Below are 15316 nucleotides of genomic sequence, written 5' to 3' on the forward strand. Positions count from 1 at the left end.
AAGATGAGAACAAATACCCGCCAAAACCAACGCGGATTTCTTTCCCTGGACGGGATGTTCTGGCTGATGCTGATCGCCGTGGCACTCGGTTTTATCGTGTTCATGGGGTACAGAACGTTCGGCAGCTCGGACGTCACCATTGAACAGAGCAACCTGGGAACCTTGCTGAGCAATACCAAAAGGCTGAAAAGCACAACCGGGTACGCAACAGCCGGTACCAACCTGGCCCCGTCCTTGATCAACCTGGAGGCCACGGGTGGTATGAGCATTAATGGTAACGCCTTATCCAACCGTTGGAACGGAGCCGTTACTGTGACCAGTAATGGTATGACCTTCACCATCACCGAATCCAACCTTCCAAAGAATGCCTGCATCACGCTGGCTTCCAACATGGCCAAGGACAAACAGACCACGACGGCGATCAACGGTGGTACTGCCATTGCCGGCGAAATCACAGCGGTAGCCGCTGCGACCAGTTGCTCATCGGATGCCAATACCATCGCCTGGACTTCATACTAAGGAGCGCCGAGTGAGCGTTATCTCCGAAGCTCAGTTCGTCGACCTGTATCTGGGCGATGGTTTTGCGGACGCTAAGGGTCTCCCTGGACAAGCGCGAAGAGTTGAGGCGCCCTTAGAATGGCGGGCTGATCTAGAACGAATCCGTCAACTATGCGCAGAGAAGTACGCCGCGACCCTGGATCCGGAGTTTGCGCTGCTCGAAGATGGCGTTGTCCTTCGAGTCACACAGTTGATAGACGTAAACAGCAAGCCGGTTTTTGTCCTCAGCAAGTCGTCGGTTCAAATTCGTCCGCTGGACATGCTAGGCCTGCCCGATCACCTGCAGAATGCTCTGATGAGCGACACGATACGCGGCCTAATCTTCATCTGCGGAGAGATGGGTGCAGGGAAAACCTCAAGTGCTGCATCCCTTGTTAAAGCCCGCCTTGAGGCTTGGGGCGGCATCTGCCTGGCGGTAGAGGATCCACCCGAACCATTTCTACATGGTAGGCATGGAGAAGGTCGGTGCATACAAGTCCCTGTTTCCAGGCGTATGGGGGGCTACGAAGAAGCCTTAGTCCTTGCTCTGCGAACGAGGGCGGACTTTCTGTTTGTGGGTGAGGTACGTGATGGGCCAACTGCTGCGCAAGTCATCCAGGCCTCAATCAACGGTCATCTCATTATCTGTACTGGCCATTCCGGCAGCGTCACGCATGGCATTGAACGCTTAGCAGCCCTAGGCCAGCCCTTGTTGAAAAACGCCCGAGAGCTGCTTTCCAAAGGCCTGGTGGCTGTCATTCATCAGTCATTGTCCATGGATAGTGACGGGGGCCGGCGTTTGACGCTTCAAAGCCTGCTCTTTACGGGCGAGGACGGGCCTAGCATCCGCGAAAAAGTCCACTCAGGAAAGATCACCCTGCTCGGCCAAGACATCGCAAACCAATCTTCGCGGAGCCTCTGGAATGACCAGTAAGAATAAACAACAGGGCTTCTTGAGCCTGGATATGGCAATCGGGTTGCTCGTATTTGGTGTCGTGGTGACCTTGGCGATGGTTTGGCAAATCAAACAAATGGATGCCCAGGATTATCGAATTGCGGCCGATCAACAGCGCACTATTTCAGAGGCCCAGGCCAAGTACCTGAAAGACAATTTCAACGTAGTGCTCGCCAACGCGTCGGCGACCGTGCCAGTGCAAATTACGGTGCCGATGCTCATCAACTCTAATTACCTGCCTGCGGGTTTCAGCTCTACCAATGTTTTCGGGCAGACCATCCTAGGCCTTGCCCGTAAACCCAATCCTAATCAGCTGGAAGCGATTGTGGTTACTACGGGCGGACAGACGCTTCCAGAAATGGGTGTGCGTGCCATTGCTGAAAACCTTGGAGGACCTGGTGGTTTTATATCTACAACCAACCCTAACGTCATTCAAGGCATCCGCGGTGGCTGGCAAGTCGCGCTGAGTAATTACTCCATTACACCTGGGCCAGGCCACACTGCCAGTGCACTGTTTCTCATGGACGGCGCCTTGGCCAACGATTACTTATATCGAAATGCTGTGCCAAACCATCCTGAGCTCAACACGATGAATACTGACCTTGGTATGGGCAACCACAACATTAATAACGCAGGGAGCATCTCCGCCTCTGGCAACGTTACGACTGGTGCCGACGTGACAGCTCGCAACGTCACAGCCACCGCGAATGTAAACGCGGCGACCGCGAACGTCACGGGCGAAACCTACACGGGTGGATGGTTCAGAACTCGGGGCGACACTGGCTGGTACAGCGAAAAATGGGGAGGTGGTATCTATCAGAACAGCCCCGATTGGGTCCAGGTGTACAACGACAAAAACTTCTCAACCGGCGGCCAGCTCTGGGGTGGAAAGATCACTTCAACCGGCAAAATAACGGCCTACGATCGTATTGCCACCAACGAATATGTCTCGGTAGGTGGGCTTGCAACCGAAGGTACAGCGTGCAGTGATCGCACACTTATCGCAAAAAGTGCTGTTGGCATAATCTTATCATGTCAAAAAGGTGTTTGGACTGCAAACAATGGGTGGGAATTTAAATTAATTCAAGGAAGTTGCCAGGCTCCCTACAAGGGAAGTCTAACTTGCACACTCGGCGATACAAGCTGGAAATCGTGTTCCCTTACCGGCGCACTCGGCGTTGGAGACAGTGAGGTCGGATACATCTTTCGCAATGATAGTGGGTGGTTTCTCAACACATCTCGCCTTACTTGGCCGGGACTCTTTTATTGGAGTTGCTTCAAATAATTCAACATAAACGCTCTGCCATTGAGCGCAATGTACGATAGAGAAGTGTGATGAAGAATAATTTGGAGAATGGTGCTCAATATAGTCGAGATGAGCTGCAAAGCTGGTTCGAGACTAGAAGTAGAATATGCTCCACTCCTTTATGGAGTAAGGCACTGCAAGGAAGAGAGACATTTGAAGTCGGCGCTTACACTTACAGTCTCAAACCTACGGCAAATGATAGGTATCTGCTTACCTACGTAGAAACATCCACGATGATTGCTTCCAAGCTACAATCTCGACGTAAAATTCGATTACGCCGACTTCTTTTGACTATAGGATTACTAGTAGCCGTCTTATCCACCTGCGCATATTTTTTGCTGTAATCGTAGGACACAAGCTTTTCACAGTTGATTCAAGGGGGACCAAACGATGACCTTACAATGGGCTATTCTCATGATACTGGTCATCGTCACCGGTATGTGGGCAGAAGATCGATACCAGACTCAAGCAGTTTCGGAATATGCGACGCTTGATTCACTCAGTAGAAATTTTTTAACTTATCGGTCAGCTGCTGCAGGATTTGCACAGTCCAACCCAGGCTTTAGCGGCATACCCAGCGATTCAGTTCTTAACCTCCCGCTTTGGTTTGTCAAACCTTCAGGCGTTTCTTCCTTCATTAATGGTGGCACAGCCTACACCTTTTACAACGACACGGCGCCGGCAGGGATGCCATCGACGCTGGTCGATCTGACTCAGTCGACTACCGTTGGTGTAAATCGCGCGGGAGTGCTTGTCTCCCCGAAAGCGGGAGTGACCGGTATCCCCATTCCATCTGTTGTACCCGACGGTGCCGTCACTGCAGTGAACTGACCAAAGCCCAGGTCAACACTGGCTATGTTGCATATCGCCCAGCCTAACAACATAATGCACGCAACAACGTTTCCACCCCGTTGGCTACTGGCGGTCATCAGTAGCGCCCGGAGATGCGGTTCGCCTCATCTCCATCCCCAAAGCACGCTGAGCTCCGGGAAGGGCGTGCGGATCTGGTTCAAAGCTCTCCCTGTGTCTCCCTGTTCAAGCCAGACACGCAGCCGTCTAACTCGTGAATTGCGAGTTCAAAGGCACATAGAGCTTTGTTGAGGTTCGAAGCACAGTAATCTCAGGGCCACACTGGTGTTGTGGCCCATATTTTTTAAAGCTCACACAAAGGGTAGCCTGATAATCTTGCGAAGGATTATCAGGCTACCCTTTGGTAGCTGCTTTTCCCTGCCGGTGGCCCGCCGGCGAAACGCAGGGCTCCCTTTGTGCGCGGATGCGTGCCTTATGTTTGCTGGCCTCAGCCACGATAATCGGCCAGGTGTAGGAAGTGAGACGTTCAGATCACAGCCCAGGGATCGATGACGCCTTTATCCCACACAGGTGGTATTTTTTTCTGAAAGACGCTTAGTACTACATCCGAGAGTGACTGTTGACCCAGCTACTCTCGGTAGCTTCTCCTGTAAAATTCGATCTGCTTTGACCTCCCCGAAATATCCCTCCCCGCTTGACACATCACTATCCCCCCTTCGATGATATGTACGTGTTTTGCTGACGTCGTCGGCATCATGCCCAGGCAACCAGGATCTTCAAGGTTGCGACACGTCAATCGTGTTGATTCGCCCAAGACCGCTGAGCTTCTGGTAGCGCGGTCGGTCGACAATCGTCGATAGAAGCATCTGATGTTACTCACCTCGCGGGGAATCACTTCCCCGACAGGGCCAGTGCTTTCTCCGCATTTCAACCTGCAGGAGAATCACCATGTCCAAACTCACTTATAACTTCGGTTTTGCACTCGGCGTTGTTGCCCGAGAGTTTTTGCGTGCCATGAAGAAGTCGAACATACGTCCAGCAGATCAGCCACAGGCAAAGTCTCACGTCCAGCTTCCACCACCCTGCATTTCTGACAGCATGGTGCGTGATATGGATCACTTGCCAGCCATGGTCCGTGCCAAAGGTGTTGATCTGAATCTTTGGTACAACGCTAATACTCGTGTGGTCGAAAAGCCGGCACGCAAACCGCGCTCCCGAGGCAAGGCTCAACAGCTGACACCAGCTGTTTGCTAAACCTCTCCTCATTCACCCCAGCAGGGAATCCTCCCGCTGGGGAGGCTTCTCTGAATTTTTCACATGGAGCTTGACAACCAGCAATAGGCTTTTCATGCTGTACCCATGTATAGCTGACGTCGTCAGCAACATGCCCATGTAGTCTGGATCCGAAAGACTACGATGCGGTTTACCGCATTGATCCACTCCTAAGATCGCCATAGCTTCCGGTAGCGCGATCAGTCGACTCAGTCGATGGAAGCACCTTTCCCACCCATGACGGGCCTTTCCCGTCAGGGCAGGCCTCTCAATTTTTGGAGGTCTGATGAAAACCGAACTGGCTCTCTACCAAGCGCTGATTTCGATCAACGTTCCGGAACAGAAAGCAAACGCTGTAATTGATGCTTTGGAGGCTGATATGTTTTCACGTTTGGCCACTAAATCTGACATCGCAGCTCTTCGTACTGACCTGTCAGCTGATTTGAGAACAGAGATATCTCAACTTGAGGTTAAGTTGACTATTCGCATGGGCGTCATGATGTCAGCAACCGCTGGTGTGATGATTGCCGCTATGAAACTCATGCTGCACTAAGCTCCACTGTCTGCTCTACCCACCCTCGCGGGGAATACTTTCCCCCAAGGGCGAAGTGTTTCTCCGCTTTCTGCTATTTCGAAATTGGAGAATCACCATGAGCACTACTCAAACCAACGAAACCAAGTTTTTCGACCTGCACACCACTGGTATTGGTTATCTCAACCGTATTCGTGAAGTGAAACCACGCGGCAAAGGCAAGCCATTCATGGCTGTCACTGTTGCTGCATTACGCGGTTCGTCTGACGACACCGAGTACTCCTACATCGACTGCAATGTCGTCGGCGCCGAAGCTGAAAAGCTGATTCGTCGTAGCCAAGCTGCTGTTGATGCAGGAAAGAAGGTCCTTGTGAGCTTCCGTATCGGTGACATCTGGACCGACTGCTTTATCTATGAAAAGGGCGATAAGAAGGGTCAACCTGGGGCAAGCCTCAAAGGACGTCTTCTTTTTATCGGCTGGATCAAGGTCGATGGCGATACTGTCTACCAAGCCAAACCGAAAGATTCTGCTGAGCCCCTTCCTGCCCAGGATCGTGCTGCTGTAGATGACTCGGATGACAACGGCCAAGGACAGCCAGATCCTGAACAACGTCAATCAGCATGATTGAAATCATGGCGCCCCCTGGGCGCCTTTCAATATTCATATCGAAGGGAACGCCTCCCTTCGGGATTGGTGATTTCCGAACGCTGGAGATAAACCATGATGATGAATCCTCAACGACTGCCGCTGCTGACCGAAATCGGTCTTTTAGCTGCTCAAGCTAGTGTTTACAGCAGGTTGGATAAGCTACTGCCGAGCAACCCGACACTCGATCCCGATGAAGATCCGCGCTACACCCTTACTACTGATCTTTGGTTAGAAGTACTGGATGGGGTGATCACATTGGCAAAGATGGACCATCGAGATGAATTCAATCCCGAAAACAGCCCAATGTTGTCGGAGTTCGGACTTCTCAAGGAATATCGAAGGGCTCGTTGGGAGTTGGAAGATGAGCTTGTGCACCCCGAATACTACTAACCCGCCAGGAAACACTGGCTGACTCTCAAGCTGATTCCAAATCAGCATAAAGACCCATCGGGAAACCATCTCCCGAACGGGCCAGGTGGTTTTCGCACCTGGAGATTTACATGCTTACCACCAATAACCTCGTATCGTCTGACTTGCTCAAACTTCCGGTCGTTCTTACGCCTCGGGCCTGGCAAGAAGCGGTGCATATCGAAAACCCACAGGATGTATCAGTTATCAGTAACCGATTGGGCGATGTAGTCCTGGAGGCCTACCGTGAACTGCATATGCAGCCTGACTGTACACAAATCCATTTCGGGCTCTATCGATTGCTGCCTGCCGGCGACAACTCGGATCGAGTCTGGCTGGACCTAAAACTTGACCGCATAGAATCGCCACCAGGTTCATTCTATCTGTACATCTCACTCAAGGAGGAAACTCATACATCCTGCCCATAAACCTTTCTGAACTCACTGCACCACCCCAAGCCCGACACTGTCGGGCTTTTTTCATTGTGCGAGTAATGCACGTAGCCTTACACCCATGCAGTGTGGAGCTGCCCATGATCAACATCCCAGGCCAACTGGCCATTCGTACCATCAGCGGCCGTAACGGCGAGTTCAACGTCGGACGACTATCAACTTCAATAGGCGAGTTCGTTATCAAAGACGCGCTTCTCGACCAATACGATGAAGGCAAATACAGAGGCGATTTCCTCATCACAGAAATACGCCCCTCGTACTACTCAACCGCTGGACGGTTAGTGGTTGAGATCCGGGCCAAGCTCGAAAGCATGAGCCTCGACGACGTAGACAACTTGACGGCGGAAGACGCTGCCAAGCTTTCACCAAGCGAGCCAGATCCCATAGATGAAGAATCATCTTCAACTCAAACAAAGCCTGCGCGACAGCGCAAAACGCTACCCTTCACGACGGCTGTAAGCAACGTCGATAAACCGTCATCACCAGAGGACGCCCCCTTTGGGATGCCACTTCCCAGTTCGGAAAATGCCACAGAGCTAGACGCGATTCTGTTCGGCACGATCTGGCCACTGGGGGATGCGGTAAAACTTGACACCACCGTTGACCGTCAGCGCCTACGTCAGCAATGCACTCGCCTCGGCGAGCTTGGCTATGTGCTGGACTTCAAGCAACAAACCTGGAACTGCCAATCTCCCACCTTGCGGGAGCTCCACCACCAAGGAAGCACTCCATGAATCCGACTTTTTCAGACATCGGTGAGCACACTCTGCTGACCGTCGAAGACCAAATGACCAACAACGAAGTGTCCGATGATGACGAAATGCGCGAGCACTTCATCGAAATCGGACTGATAGAAACGCAAGCGAACGCTGCCTTACAACTGCGCCCTCTGTACCGGGTCAACCTCTACATGATAGGTCAGTCGCCGTTGTTCCAGGGCGACACGACCACAAGCTTCGATCCACACACCCGCTCATTCAAGCGCGATCGATAACCCACCAACCATTAACCCCGAGGGGCAGTGTCCTGCCCCTTCTGGGCGGGGCCTCCCTCCGATCCGGAGGATGCTCAATGTCCACACCTTCTCTCACACGGCTGTATCAGGTTGACGAATGTCCTGACCTTTACGTCGATGCTTTCGTCTGTGATGAACAACGCAACCTAGTGTTTTTCTCGGCTTGGGGACGTGACACGGCACTGCAGGAGTTCTTGGCCAGACTGACCCTCGGCTCCGCTGAAAACGGTCTGGACCAGTTTCATATCGTCGTCGACGGCCGGAGTCTTCCTGTCTTCCCCAACGTCGACCTGCTGGAAAAACGAACCACCCGGCAATTTCGCGGGACGTTATTCGGCAGCCTGGTACACCTCTGGCTGTTCGACCGGCGCTGCGCGCAGCCCGACCGGGCTAATCATTTCTCCTACGCCCTTCTACAGGACGGGCAATCGCCTCATCAAAAGCTGTGGCCCCTGGTCATGGATACATGCCCATTACCGCTGCTACCGCATTGGCATAACCCAGTTATGGAAGTGCTCACCCAATACGACATGTTGCAGCCCCTACCCGGATCGTTAGGTGCTGTCTCGGCCTGGCGTTTGTCGCTGCAGCTCGACGTTCTTGAACCCGCCCTGGGCGATCTGATTCGCCAAGGGCATCTCTCAACCCACGCTCACTTTTGAGCCTTGATTCAGGAGCCCCATCATGGCCTTGATGTTCCCACGCTTGGCACGCAACTTCGCTCGCAATGGCTACTACCCTACCGACGAAACGACTCTGGAACGGACCCTGCAGGCATTGGCCCCCTCTCCCACCGGCAAAATGCGGATCTGCGATCCATGTGCCGGCGAAGGGGTTGCCCTGGCCGAAGCAGCACATTTTCTTGGGCGAGACCGCACAGACACATTCGCAGTTGAATACGACCAGGAGCGTGCTGCGCATTGCAGGACGCTCCTGGATCGTGTGCTGCATAGCGATCTGATGGACACCATGATCAGCCGCCAGGCCTTTGGCTTGCTCTGGCTTAACCCGCCCTACGGTGACCTGGTCGCTGACCATGCAGGTGCCTCACAGTACCAAGGTAGCGGTCGCCGGCGTCTGGAGAAAATGTTCTATCAACGGGCGCTTCCACTGCTGCAGTACGGCGGGGTGTTGGTGTTCATCGTTCCACACTATGTGCTGGACGACGAACTCTGCAGTTGGCTATGCAATCACTTCACTGAACTGCGGATTTACAATGCCGCTGATCCAACCTTCAAACAGGTGGTGATATTCGGTATACGAATCCGCCGCCAAGACCTGGCTCGACCGCAAGAAGTCAAATACGTACGCGCACGCCTTCAGGCGATTGGCGCCGGGACGTTGAATGCAGAAGTGTTACCTGAGAGTTGGTCTTGGGAGCCCTATAGGGTCCTGTCGTCGACCAGCGAACTGGAGCACTTCTATCGCATCAGCCTCGAACCGGAGCAGCTAAGCGCTGAAGTCAAACAGCTTCGCGGCATGTGGCCAGACTTCACCCTGCACTTTGGTCAAACGGGTGTTCAACCACGACCACCAGTACGTGAGCTGTCCCGGTGGCACTTGGCATTAGCCCTGGCTGCCGGCGCAATATCGGGCGTCGTTACCTCGAAGTCCGGGCGAGTGCTGGTGCTCAAAGGCGATACTTACAAAGACAAGGTTCGCAAGACCGAGTTTACCGAAGACCAGGACGGTAACGTTTCTGAGGTAAGGATCCTGACCGATCGTTTCGTGCCTATCATTCGGGCATGGGACATGACGCCGGGATCTGCCAACCAAGGACGCGTTATCACCATCACCTCTTCGGCGGATCGACAACCTGAAACTGACGAGCCGATTGCACCGGCGGTCTCGGACACCACCTCACGCGTGACGTTTGAAGCTGGACAGTTGGTACTGACCCAATCGGTACACCACCTGGTGGAGCACGGCCATCTCGACCCAAGCACCTACTTGCGACGGCATTTCTCCGGTGACTGGGGAGAGCTGCCCCAGGAAGACTGGAGCAGTAACCAACGAGCCCTGGCTACTGGAGAGCGTCTGTTCTCTAGCTACGACATCGACGCCGAGGATGAAACCCGGCTCTGGATCATCACTGAAGCCGACCGAAGCGTAACAACCTTGTTGCTGCCATCGGACTACTGACCCGCTACCAATAAGGCATTCCCTTATCCAAACCTCAGGGTATTCACCATACCCCTAGGGGTGTCGTGCATGCCCTGTTTATCCTTCCAGGAGAAACAACCATGAACGACCTATCACATACCCCACTTTCACCACTTTCCATCGGTTTGACCGAATTCATCGACGAGTTCGGTGATGAGCTGCTGGACTCACTCAACCGATCAAACCCACCGGTCTACGCCGGTCACATCAACCCAGCACGGCAACGGGTGATGGATGAACTCAAACGTCAGCCCTTTTCAGCTCAGGCCGAAGTGGTACAAGCCGTTGCAGCGTTATTGTTGGATCGTAACGAGCAGGCTGCAGTGATCAACGCAGAGATGGGCACTGGCAAGACCATGATGGCCATCGCTGTAGCCGCCGTCATGCACAAAGCCGGCTATCGCCGCACCTTGATCGTTTCGCCTCCACACCTGGTCTACAAGTGGCGGCGAGAGATTCTCGAAACCATCCCAGACGCACGCGTCTGGGTACTCAATGGACCTGACAGCCTGGTCAAGCTGCTCAAGCTGCGCGACCAACTGAAAGAGCCTTACGACGGGCGGCAGGAGTTCTTCATCCTCGGGCGCGTGCGCATGCGGATGGGGTTTCACTGGCGCTCGGTGTGTTGGCCACGTCATGTGGGGGGCGCCCATCACCTTGCAGGTTGTCCCGACTGCGGACGGCTGCTGGAGGATCAGGAAGGCAACCGGCTAACCGTCGAAGAGTTTCACCAAGAGGAACGCCGTCGTAGCTGCCCTCATTGCCAAGGCCCACTCTGGACGCTGATGCGCCCAGGCAAAGCTGAAAGCGGAACACGCCGAGCAACCATCTTGAAGTCAATGTGCCGGATTCCGACCATTGGCCCGGTGCGCGCTGACAGACTGCTGAACGACTTCGGGGAAGACTTTCTCGCCTCGATGCTGATCGATAACGTCAGCGAGTTCATCAACCTGATGGACGCTCAAGGCAATTTCATCTTCAGCGACCGTCAGGCCAAACGCATGGAACGTGCCATGGCCAACATCGAGTTTGGCTTTGGTGAAGGCGGTTACCAACCCACGGAGTTCATCAAGCGCCAGTTGCCTGATGGGTATTTCGACCTACTAGTGGTGGACGAAGGCCATGAGTACAAAAACAGTGGTTCTGCTCAGGGCCAGGCCATGGGCGTACTGGCAGCTAAAGCACGCAAGTGTGTTTTGCTGACCGGTACGCTTATGGGCGGCTATGCCGACGACTTGTTTTATCTGTTATTTCGGATCCTTACCCGCCGCATGATCGAGGACGGTTATCGACCAAACGCACGCGGCAGCATGGCCCCTGCGGCCATGTCGTTCATGCGGGATCACGGCGTATTGAAGGATATCTACACCGAGCGAGATAACGAGTCACACAAAACCGCCAAGGGAAAAAAACTCTCGGTGCGAACGGTGAAGGCCCCAGGCTTCGGTCCAAAAGGCATCCACCGGTTCGTACTGCCGTTTACCGTGTTCCTGAAACTCAAAGATATCGGTGGGAACGTGTTGCCGGCGTACCAAGAGGAGTTCATCGACATCGCCATGTCTGCAGAACAGGCTTCAGCCTATCAGCAGTTGGCAGGAAAACTGACCCAGGAGCTTCGTCAGGCACTGGCACGCCGAGATACGACCCTTCTGGGGGTTGTACTCAACGTATTGCTGGCCTGGCCAGACTGCTGTTTCCGGCCGGAGATTGTCAAACATCCACGCAGCAAGGACACGCTGGCTTTTGTGCCGTCGATCTTTGCAGATGGGCAACGTATGCCCAAGGAACAGGCACTACTCGACCTCTGCCTCACGGAAAAAGCCAAAGACCGCAAAGTCTTGGTCTACACCGTGTACAGCGGCACTCGTGACACCACTTCACGTCTCAAACGGTTGCTGGAACAGGCCGGGTTGAAGGTGGCGGTGTTAAGGGCGTCAGTCGATACCGCCAGGCGCGAGGATTGGATTCTCGACCAGGTAGATCGTGGGATCGATGTGCTGATCACTAACCCGGAGCTGGTTAAGACCGGTCTGGATCTGCTCGACTTTCCGACCATCGCGTTCCTGCAGACGGGGTACAACGTGTACACCCTTCAACAGGCAGCTCGGCGGTCTTGGCGGATTGGGCAGAAGCAAGCCGTGCGGGTGATTTTCTTTGGCTATGCCAACAGCTCTCAGATCACCTGTCTGCAGCTGATGGCCAAAAAGATCGCCGTGGCGCAAAGCACGTCGGGAGATGTTCCTGATTCGGGCCTCGATTCGTTAAACCAGGATGGGGACTCAGTTGAAATGGCACTTGCAAGACAATTAGTTGCTGCATGACTGTATGGCCACCTCCGGGTGGCCATTTTTATGGACATAAGATGTGATTCATTGATGTCTTGCTACAACTTTCGAAAACTATGCATCCCGGAAAATCTATTTCCTACTGCACCTAATACGCGGGTTTGAGAGGGTGTCTTCGCTTTTGCGCGAGGACGCTTATGAACCTACCACGCCCTTCTCGAACCACTGTGATACTCAGTCTCTGCCTCATCGCCCTGACGGGCATGTTGGCTTATGAACATCATCAACTGTCCCTACTCAGAATCAGCATGTCTACGACTGCTGATAAAGAATCCCTGGATGCAATGCTGACGCGACTGAGCAAAGTCGATGAACGGCTGGACACTGTGGATGGCAAGCAGTGGGTCAGCAACGATGACTTCCGCTCCGGACAACAAGCGCTGTCAAATCGGATCGATGCCGCACAGGCCTATGCGAAGCAAGCAACCGAATCAGTGCAGGATCTCTCCCGTAATGCCGCGTCTTCTGGTGAGCTAGTGGTGCTCAAGGCAAATGTCGAATCGCTCGATGGCCGTGTTCACGAATTAAGCCAAGCCCAGACCAAGCAACCTGCAGTTCCTCCGTCCAAGCCCAAAGCCGCTGTCCGCAAGCCTCGTCCCGCCCAGAAGCCCAATACCAGTGTTATCACACCACAAGCGCCGCCCTTCACCATCGTCGGTATTGAATACAGGGGCGGTGAGCGTTTTTTGTCTGTAGCACCTCCTGGCAGCACGCAGTTAAACCAGATCTACCTCATCCGACCAGGTGATGCCGTGGCGGGTACGGCCTGGCGCCTTAACGGGCTGGACGGCAAATCCGCACGTTTCGATGTGGCCGGAACGCCGCAAACCATAACCGTCGCGCAATAGGACCTCCTTTATGTATGGCCTTCGAACACTCTCAAAGAAAATGAATGCTTCAAACGCCTCGTTGATTATTGGCTTGGCAGCCATTGTGCTGGCTTATGGTTGCTCAGCTGCTCCAGGGCCTTCAACGTCCATCACCAGTACGCAGAACAGCGAAACCCAGAACTCTTCTCAAGGGACCAGCCAGACAGAACTGGCCCGCGAGTGGGGATTAACACCCCAAGAGTGGAGTCGCTATCGCACCGTCATGGAAGGTCCCCGGGGCATCTATTCACCAGGACTGGATCCTCTGACTGCACTGGGTATCGAAGCTAAATCAGCGGAAGAACGCCGGCGTTACGCTGAACTGCAGGTGCAAGCTGAACGGCAACGTATCGACAAGGAACTGGCTTATCAAAAGGCCTATGACCAAGCCTTCGCTCGCCTATACCCCAACGAAAAAGTCATTCAAATTTCAACAGAGCCGCTGTCTCCTAAAATTTCCGGCGCGACAAATGCTCTAAAAGGCTCAGGTCGATTAGCTGTTTTTGTTCAAGACAGTTGCACCAGTTGTATTGCCCGGGTGAAGGACCTTCAGGCTCAGAAACAACCCTTCGATCTGTACTTCGTGGGCAGCCAAGGTGATGACGAGACCATCCGCCGTTGGGCGATCCTGGCTGGCATCGAGCCAACCAGCGTACGCAGCCGCCAGATAACACTGAATCACGATGCCGGCCGCTGGCTTGGCCTTGGGCTCGGCGGCGAGCTACCTGCTGTGGTGCGCGAGGTGAATGGGCAATGGCAGCGACAGTAGTACGCGCCGTATTGGCTGGCTGTTTTATGTTGGCCGCGGCGTTGGCCAACAGTGCGGAGGTTCCTCCACCGGCCTATCAATTGATTGCCCTGCCTGCCGGCGTTCCGTCCGAGGTGCTCTATTCCGTCGCACTGCAGGAGAGCGGTACGCGACTACGCGGCCAAATAGTGCCCTGGCCATGGACATTGAATGTCGCCGGCGCCGGCTACCGGTTTGCGACCCGAAGCGATGCGTGCAGGGCATTGATGCTTGCGCTTCAAACCGCTGGTCCCAGTCGGGTCGACGTTGGTCTAGGTCAAACCAACATAGGTGCCAATGGCCACCGTTACAGCTCTCCCTGCGAAGGTTTGGATCCCTATAAGAACCTCTCGGTTACCGCCCAGATCCTGGCAGAACAAAAAGCCAAGGGGGGTGACTGGATCACTGCCGCCGGCCGGTACCACCGACCGGCTGGAGGTGAACCTGCCGCACGCTACCGCCGTGCCTTTGCCAAACACCTTAGCCGCGTAACCGGTATCAACCTGATGGCGAACAACCCATGAAGAGAATCTTAAGCTTAATGCTGTTGCTGTGTTCGATCTCGCCCATTGTGGCGAATGCCAGCTCATTGATTGTGGTGGAAGACCGTGGCGGCGTTTCCGCCCTGCCCTACTACCAAGACCTGGTACCAGAACCTACCGGCCAGTCTGCACCGTTAGAAAACATCGGAGTGCGCGGTCAAGGGTCGTTTCCAGTGCGCTCAGACCAACTGACACCTGGTCAGGTTCAAGGTCGAGTAATCAATGCGCCAGGCCTGCAACCCTTATTTCTTGTGGGTGACGATGAAAGCTCAAGGGTTTGGCTATCACAACGACTCGAACAGCTTCAGCACCTGAACGCTGTTGGTCTGGTGGTCAACGTGGCCAGCGCCGAGCGATTTGCTGAAGTGCAACGTTGGGGAAGCGGCCTTCAAATGGTACCAGCCCCATCAAATGACCTGGCGCAACGTCTTGGAATCAAGCACTACCCGCTGCTCATCACTGCAACGGCCATTCAGCAATAGGAGGCAAGGATGCCACCACCTCAGTCACTCACCGTGGTGATCAGACAACCGGAAGACCCGCGAACATGCCAGCTCATCTTGGAGCAAGTGAGGTATGTGGTCTGGCTGTATGGCGGTCGTGTGACCTCGACAGAACAAGGTGATGCCATCGCAATGTGCTTGAAATTAGCTGATCGATTGGCTTCACACGAG

At 54.1% G+C, this 15316-nt stretch carries 18 protein-coding genes; all 18 read left to right on the forward strand.

The genetic code is table 11. The annotated features are described in order from the left end of the window. Positions 1-3: 3 nt before the first annotated feature. The 18 genes from P2T68_RS29500 to P2T68_RS29585 all read left to right on the forward strand — a co-directional run bounded on the left by P2T68_RS29500 (position 4) and on the right by P2T68_RS29585 (position 15124). Positions 4-519, forward strand: a complete 516-nt coding sequence (locus P2T68_RS29500; RefSeq protein ID WP_032905001.1) for a type 4 pilus major pilin — start codon at positions 4-6, stop codon at positions 517-519. 10 nt (positions 520-529) lie between these two features. Further along, positions 530-1471, forward strand: a complete 942-nt coding sequence (locus P2T68_RS29505) for an ATPase, T2SS/T4P/T4SS family (RefSeq protein ID WP_106118565.1) — start codon at positions 530-532, stop codon at positions 1469-1471. Further along, positions 1461-2777: a shufflon system plasmid conjugative transfer pilus tip adhesin PilV gene (pilV, locus tag P2T68_RS29510; protein ID WP_056791284.1), complete on the forward strand. Its 1317-nt coding sequence runs from the start codon at positions 1461-1463 to the stop codon at positions 2775-2777. Before P2T68_RS29505 ends, pilV begins: the two co-directional genes overlap by 11 nt. Positions 2778-3188: 411 nt before the next feature. Beyond that, complete coding sequence (gene pilM / locus P2T68_RS29515; RefSeq protein ID WP_073451684.1) at positions 3189-3629, forward strand: type IV pilus biogenesis protein PilM; 441 nt, start codon at positions 3189-3191, stop codon at positions 3627-3629. A gap of 927 nt (positions 3630-4556) precedes the next feature. Beyond that, positions 4557-4862, forward strand: a complete 306-nt coding sequence (locus P2T68_RS29520; protein ID WP_073451686.1) for a hypothetical protein — start codon at positions 4557-4559, stop codon at positions 4860-4862. A 304-nt stretch (positions 4863-5166) separates the two neighbouring features. After that, positions 5167-5433 carry a hypothetical protein gene (locus P2T68_RS29525; RefSeq protein ID WP_056791280.1) on the forward strand — a complete coding sequence of 89 codons (267 nt, stop codon included), beginning with the start codon at positions 5167-5169 and terminating at the stop codon, positions 5431-5433. Between the two features lie 97 nt (positions 5434-5530). Then, complete coding sequence (locus tag P2T68_RS29530) at positions 5531-6037, forward strand: STY4534 family ICE replication protein (protein ID WP_056791276.1); 507 nt, start codon at positions 5531-5533, stop codon at positions 6035-6037. A 96-nt stretch (positions 6038-6133) separates the two neighbouring features. Beyond that, positions 6134-6451: a hypothetical protein gene (locus P2T68_RS29535; RefSeq protein ID WP_056791271.1), complete on the forward strand. Its 318-nt coding sequence runs from the start codon at positions 6134-6136 to the stop codon at positions 6449-6451. Between the two features lie 110 nt (positions 6452-6561). Beyond that, on the forward strand, positions 6562-6897 hold the full coding sequence (locus P2T68_RS29540) for a hypothetical protein (RefSeq protein ID WP_020302986.1): 336 nt from the start codon (positions 6562-6564) through the stop codon (positions 6895-6897). A gap of 104 nt (positions 6898-7001) precedes the next feature. Further along, complete coding sequence (locus tag P2T68_RS29545; RefSeq protein ID WP_106118564.1) at positions 7002-7655, forward strand: DUF3275 family protein; 654 nt, start codon at positions 7002-7004, stop codon at positions 7653-7655. Further along, positions 7652-7915 (forward strand): hypothetical protein, encoded by a 264-nt coding sequence (locus P2T68_RS29550; RefSeq protein WP_056791264.1) that lies wholly within the window; start codon positions 7652-7654, stop codon positions 7913-7915. The genes P2T68_RS29545 and P2T68_RS29550 overlap by 4 nt, the downstream gene beginning before the upstream one ends. Positions 7916-7992: 77 nt before the next feature. Then, complete coding sequence (locus tag P2T68_RS29555; RefSeq protein ID WP_106118563.1) at positions 7993-8598, forward strand: hypothetical protein; 606 nt, start codon at positions 7993-7995, stop codon at positions 8596-8598. A 22-nt stretch (positions 8599-8620) separates the two neighbouring features. Continuing rightward, the gene (locus tag P2T68_RS29560; RefSeq protein ID WP_020302982.1) at positions 8621-10078 is read left to right on the forward strand and encodes a DUF6094 domain-containing protein; all 1458 of its coding nucleotides are present in this window, start codon (positions 8621-8623) and stop codon (positions 10076-10078) included. Between the two features lie 101 nt (positions 10079-10179). Continuing rightward, positions 10180-12420 (forward strand): DEAD/DEAH box helicase, encoded by a 2241-nt coding sequence (locus tag P2T68_RS29565; RefSeq protein WP_106118562.1) that lies wholly within the window; start codon positions 10180-10182, stop codon positions 12418-12420. Positions 12421-12581: 161 nt separating this feature from the next. Further along, complete coding sequence (locus P2T68_RS29570; protein ID WP_056791255.1) at positions 12582-13292, forward strand: hypothetical protein; 711 nt, start codon at positions 12582-12584, stop codon at positions 13290-13292. A 10-nt stretch (positions 13293-13302) separates the two neighbouring features. Then, positions 13303-14082 carry a TIGR03759 family integrating conjugative element protein gene (locus tag P2T68_RS29575; protein WP_073451688.1) on the forward strand — a complete coding sequence of 260 codons (780 nt, stop codon included), beginning with the start codon at positions 13303-13305 and terminating at the stop codon, positions 14080-14082. Beyond that, complete coding sequence (locus P2T68_RS29580) at positions 14067-14624, forward strand: lytic transglycosylase (protein WP_056791252.1); 558 nt, start codon at positions 14067-14069, stop codon at positions 14622-14624. The genes P2T68_RS29575 and P2T68_RS29580 overlap by 16 nt, the downstream gene beginning before the upstream one ends. Next, positions 14621-15124, forward strand: coding sequence for an integrating conjugative element protein (locus P2T68_RS29585; RefSeq protein ID WP_106118561.1), 504 nt, complete (start codon positions 14621-14623; stop codon positions 15122-15124). Before P2T68_RS29580 ends, P2T68_RS29585 begins: the two co-directional genes overlap by 4 nt. Positions 15125-15316: the final 192 nt, after the last annotated feature.

It is taken from the genome of Pseudomonas sp. G11 (assembly GCF_029457515.1).
In the GTDB taxonomy this organism is placed as follows: domain Bacteria; phylum Pseudomonadota; class Gammaproteobacteria; order Pseudomonadales; family Pseudomonadaceae; genus Aquipseudomonas; species Aquipseudomonas gorinensis.

Excerpts from the sequence above, each read along its gene's own strand:
- P2T68_RS29500 (WP_032905001.1), top strand. The coding sequence starts at position 4 with ATGAGAACAAATACCCGCCAAAACCAACGCGGATTTCTTTCCCTGGAC.
- pilV (WP_056791284.1), top strand. The coding sequence starts at position 1,461 with ATGACCAGTAAGAATAAACAACAGGGCTTCTTGAGCCTGGATATGGCA.
- pilM (WP_073451684.1), top strand. The coding sequence starts at position 3,189 with ATGACCTTACAATGGGCTATTCTCATGATACTGGTCATCGTCACCGGT.
- P2T68_RS29520 (WP_073451686.1), top strand. The coding sequence starts at position 4,557 with ATGTCCAAACTCACTTATAACTTCGGTTTTGCACTCGGCGTTGTTGCC.
- P2T68_RS29525 (WP_056791280.1), top strand. The coding sequence starts at position 5,167 with ATGAAAACCGAACTGGCTCTCTACCAAGCGCTGATTTCGATCAACGTT.
- P2T68_RS29530 (WP_056791276.1), top strand. The coding sequence starts at position 5,531 with ATGAGCACTACTCAAACCAACGAAACCAAGTTTTTCGACCTGCACACC.
- P2T68_RS29535 (WP_056791271.1), top strand. The coding sequence starts at position 6,134 with ATGATGATGAATCCTCAACGACTGCCGCTGCTGACCGAAATCGGTCTT.
- P2T68_RS29540 (WP_020302986.1), top strand. The coding sequence starts at position 6,562 with ATGCTTACCACCAATAACCTCGTATCGTCTGACTTGCTCAAACTTCCG.
- P2T68_RS29545 (WP_106118564.1), top strand. The coding sequence starts at position 7,002 with ATGATCAACATCCCAGGCCAACTGGCCATTCGTACCATCAGCGGCCGT.
- P2T68_RS29550 (WP_056791264.1), top strand. The coding sequence starts at position 7,652 with ATGAATCCGACTTTTTCAGACATCGGTGAGCACACTCTGCTGACCGTC.
- P2T68_RS29555 (WP_106118563.1), top strand. The coding sequence starts at position 7,993 with ATGTCCACACCTTCTCTCACACGGCTGTATCAGGTTGACGAATGTCCT.
- P2T68_RS29560 (WP_020302982.1), top strand. The coding sequence starts at position 8,621 with ATGGCCTTGATGTTCCCACGCTTGGCACGCAACTTCGCTCGCAATGGC.
- P2T68_RS29565 (WP_106118562.1), top strand. The coding sequence starts at position 10,180 with ATGAACGACCTATCACATACCCCACTTTCACCACTTTCCATCGGTTTG.
- P2T68_RS29570 (WP_056791255.1), top strand. The coding sequence starts at position 12,582 with ATGAACCTACCACGCCCTTCTCGAACCACTGTGATACTCAGTCTCTGC.
- P2T68_RS29575 (WP_073451688.1), top strand. The coding sequence starts at position 13,303 with ATGTATGGCCTTCGAACACTCTCAAAGAAAATGAATGCTTCAAACGCC.
- P2T68_RS29580 (WP_056791252.1), top strand. The coding sequence starts at position 14,067 with ATGGCAGCGACAGTAGTACGCGCCGTATTGGCTGGCTGTTTTATGTTG.
- P2T68_RS29585 (WP_106118561.1), top strand. The coding sequence starts at position 14,621 with ATGAAGAGAATCTTAAGCTTAATGCTGTTGCTGTGTTCGATCTCGCCC.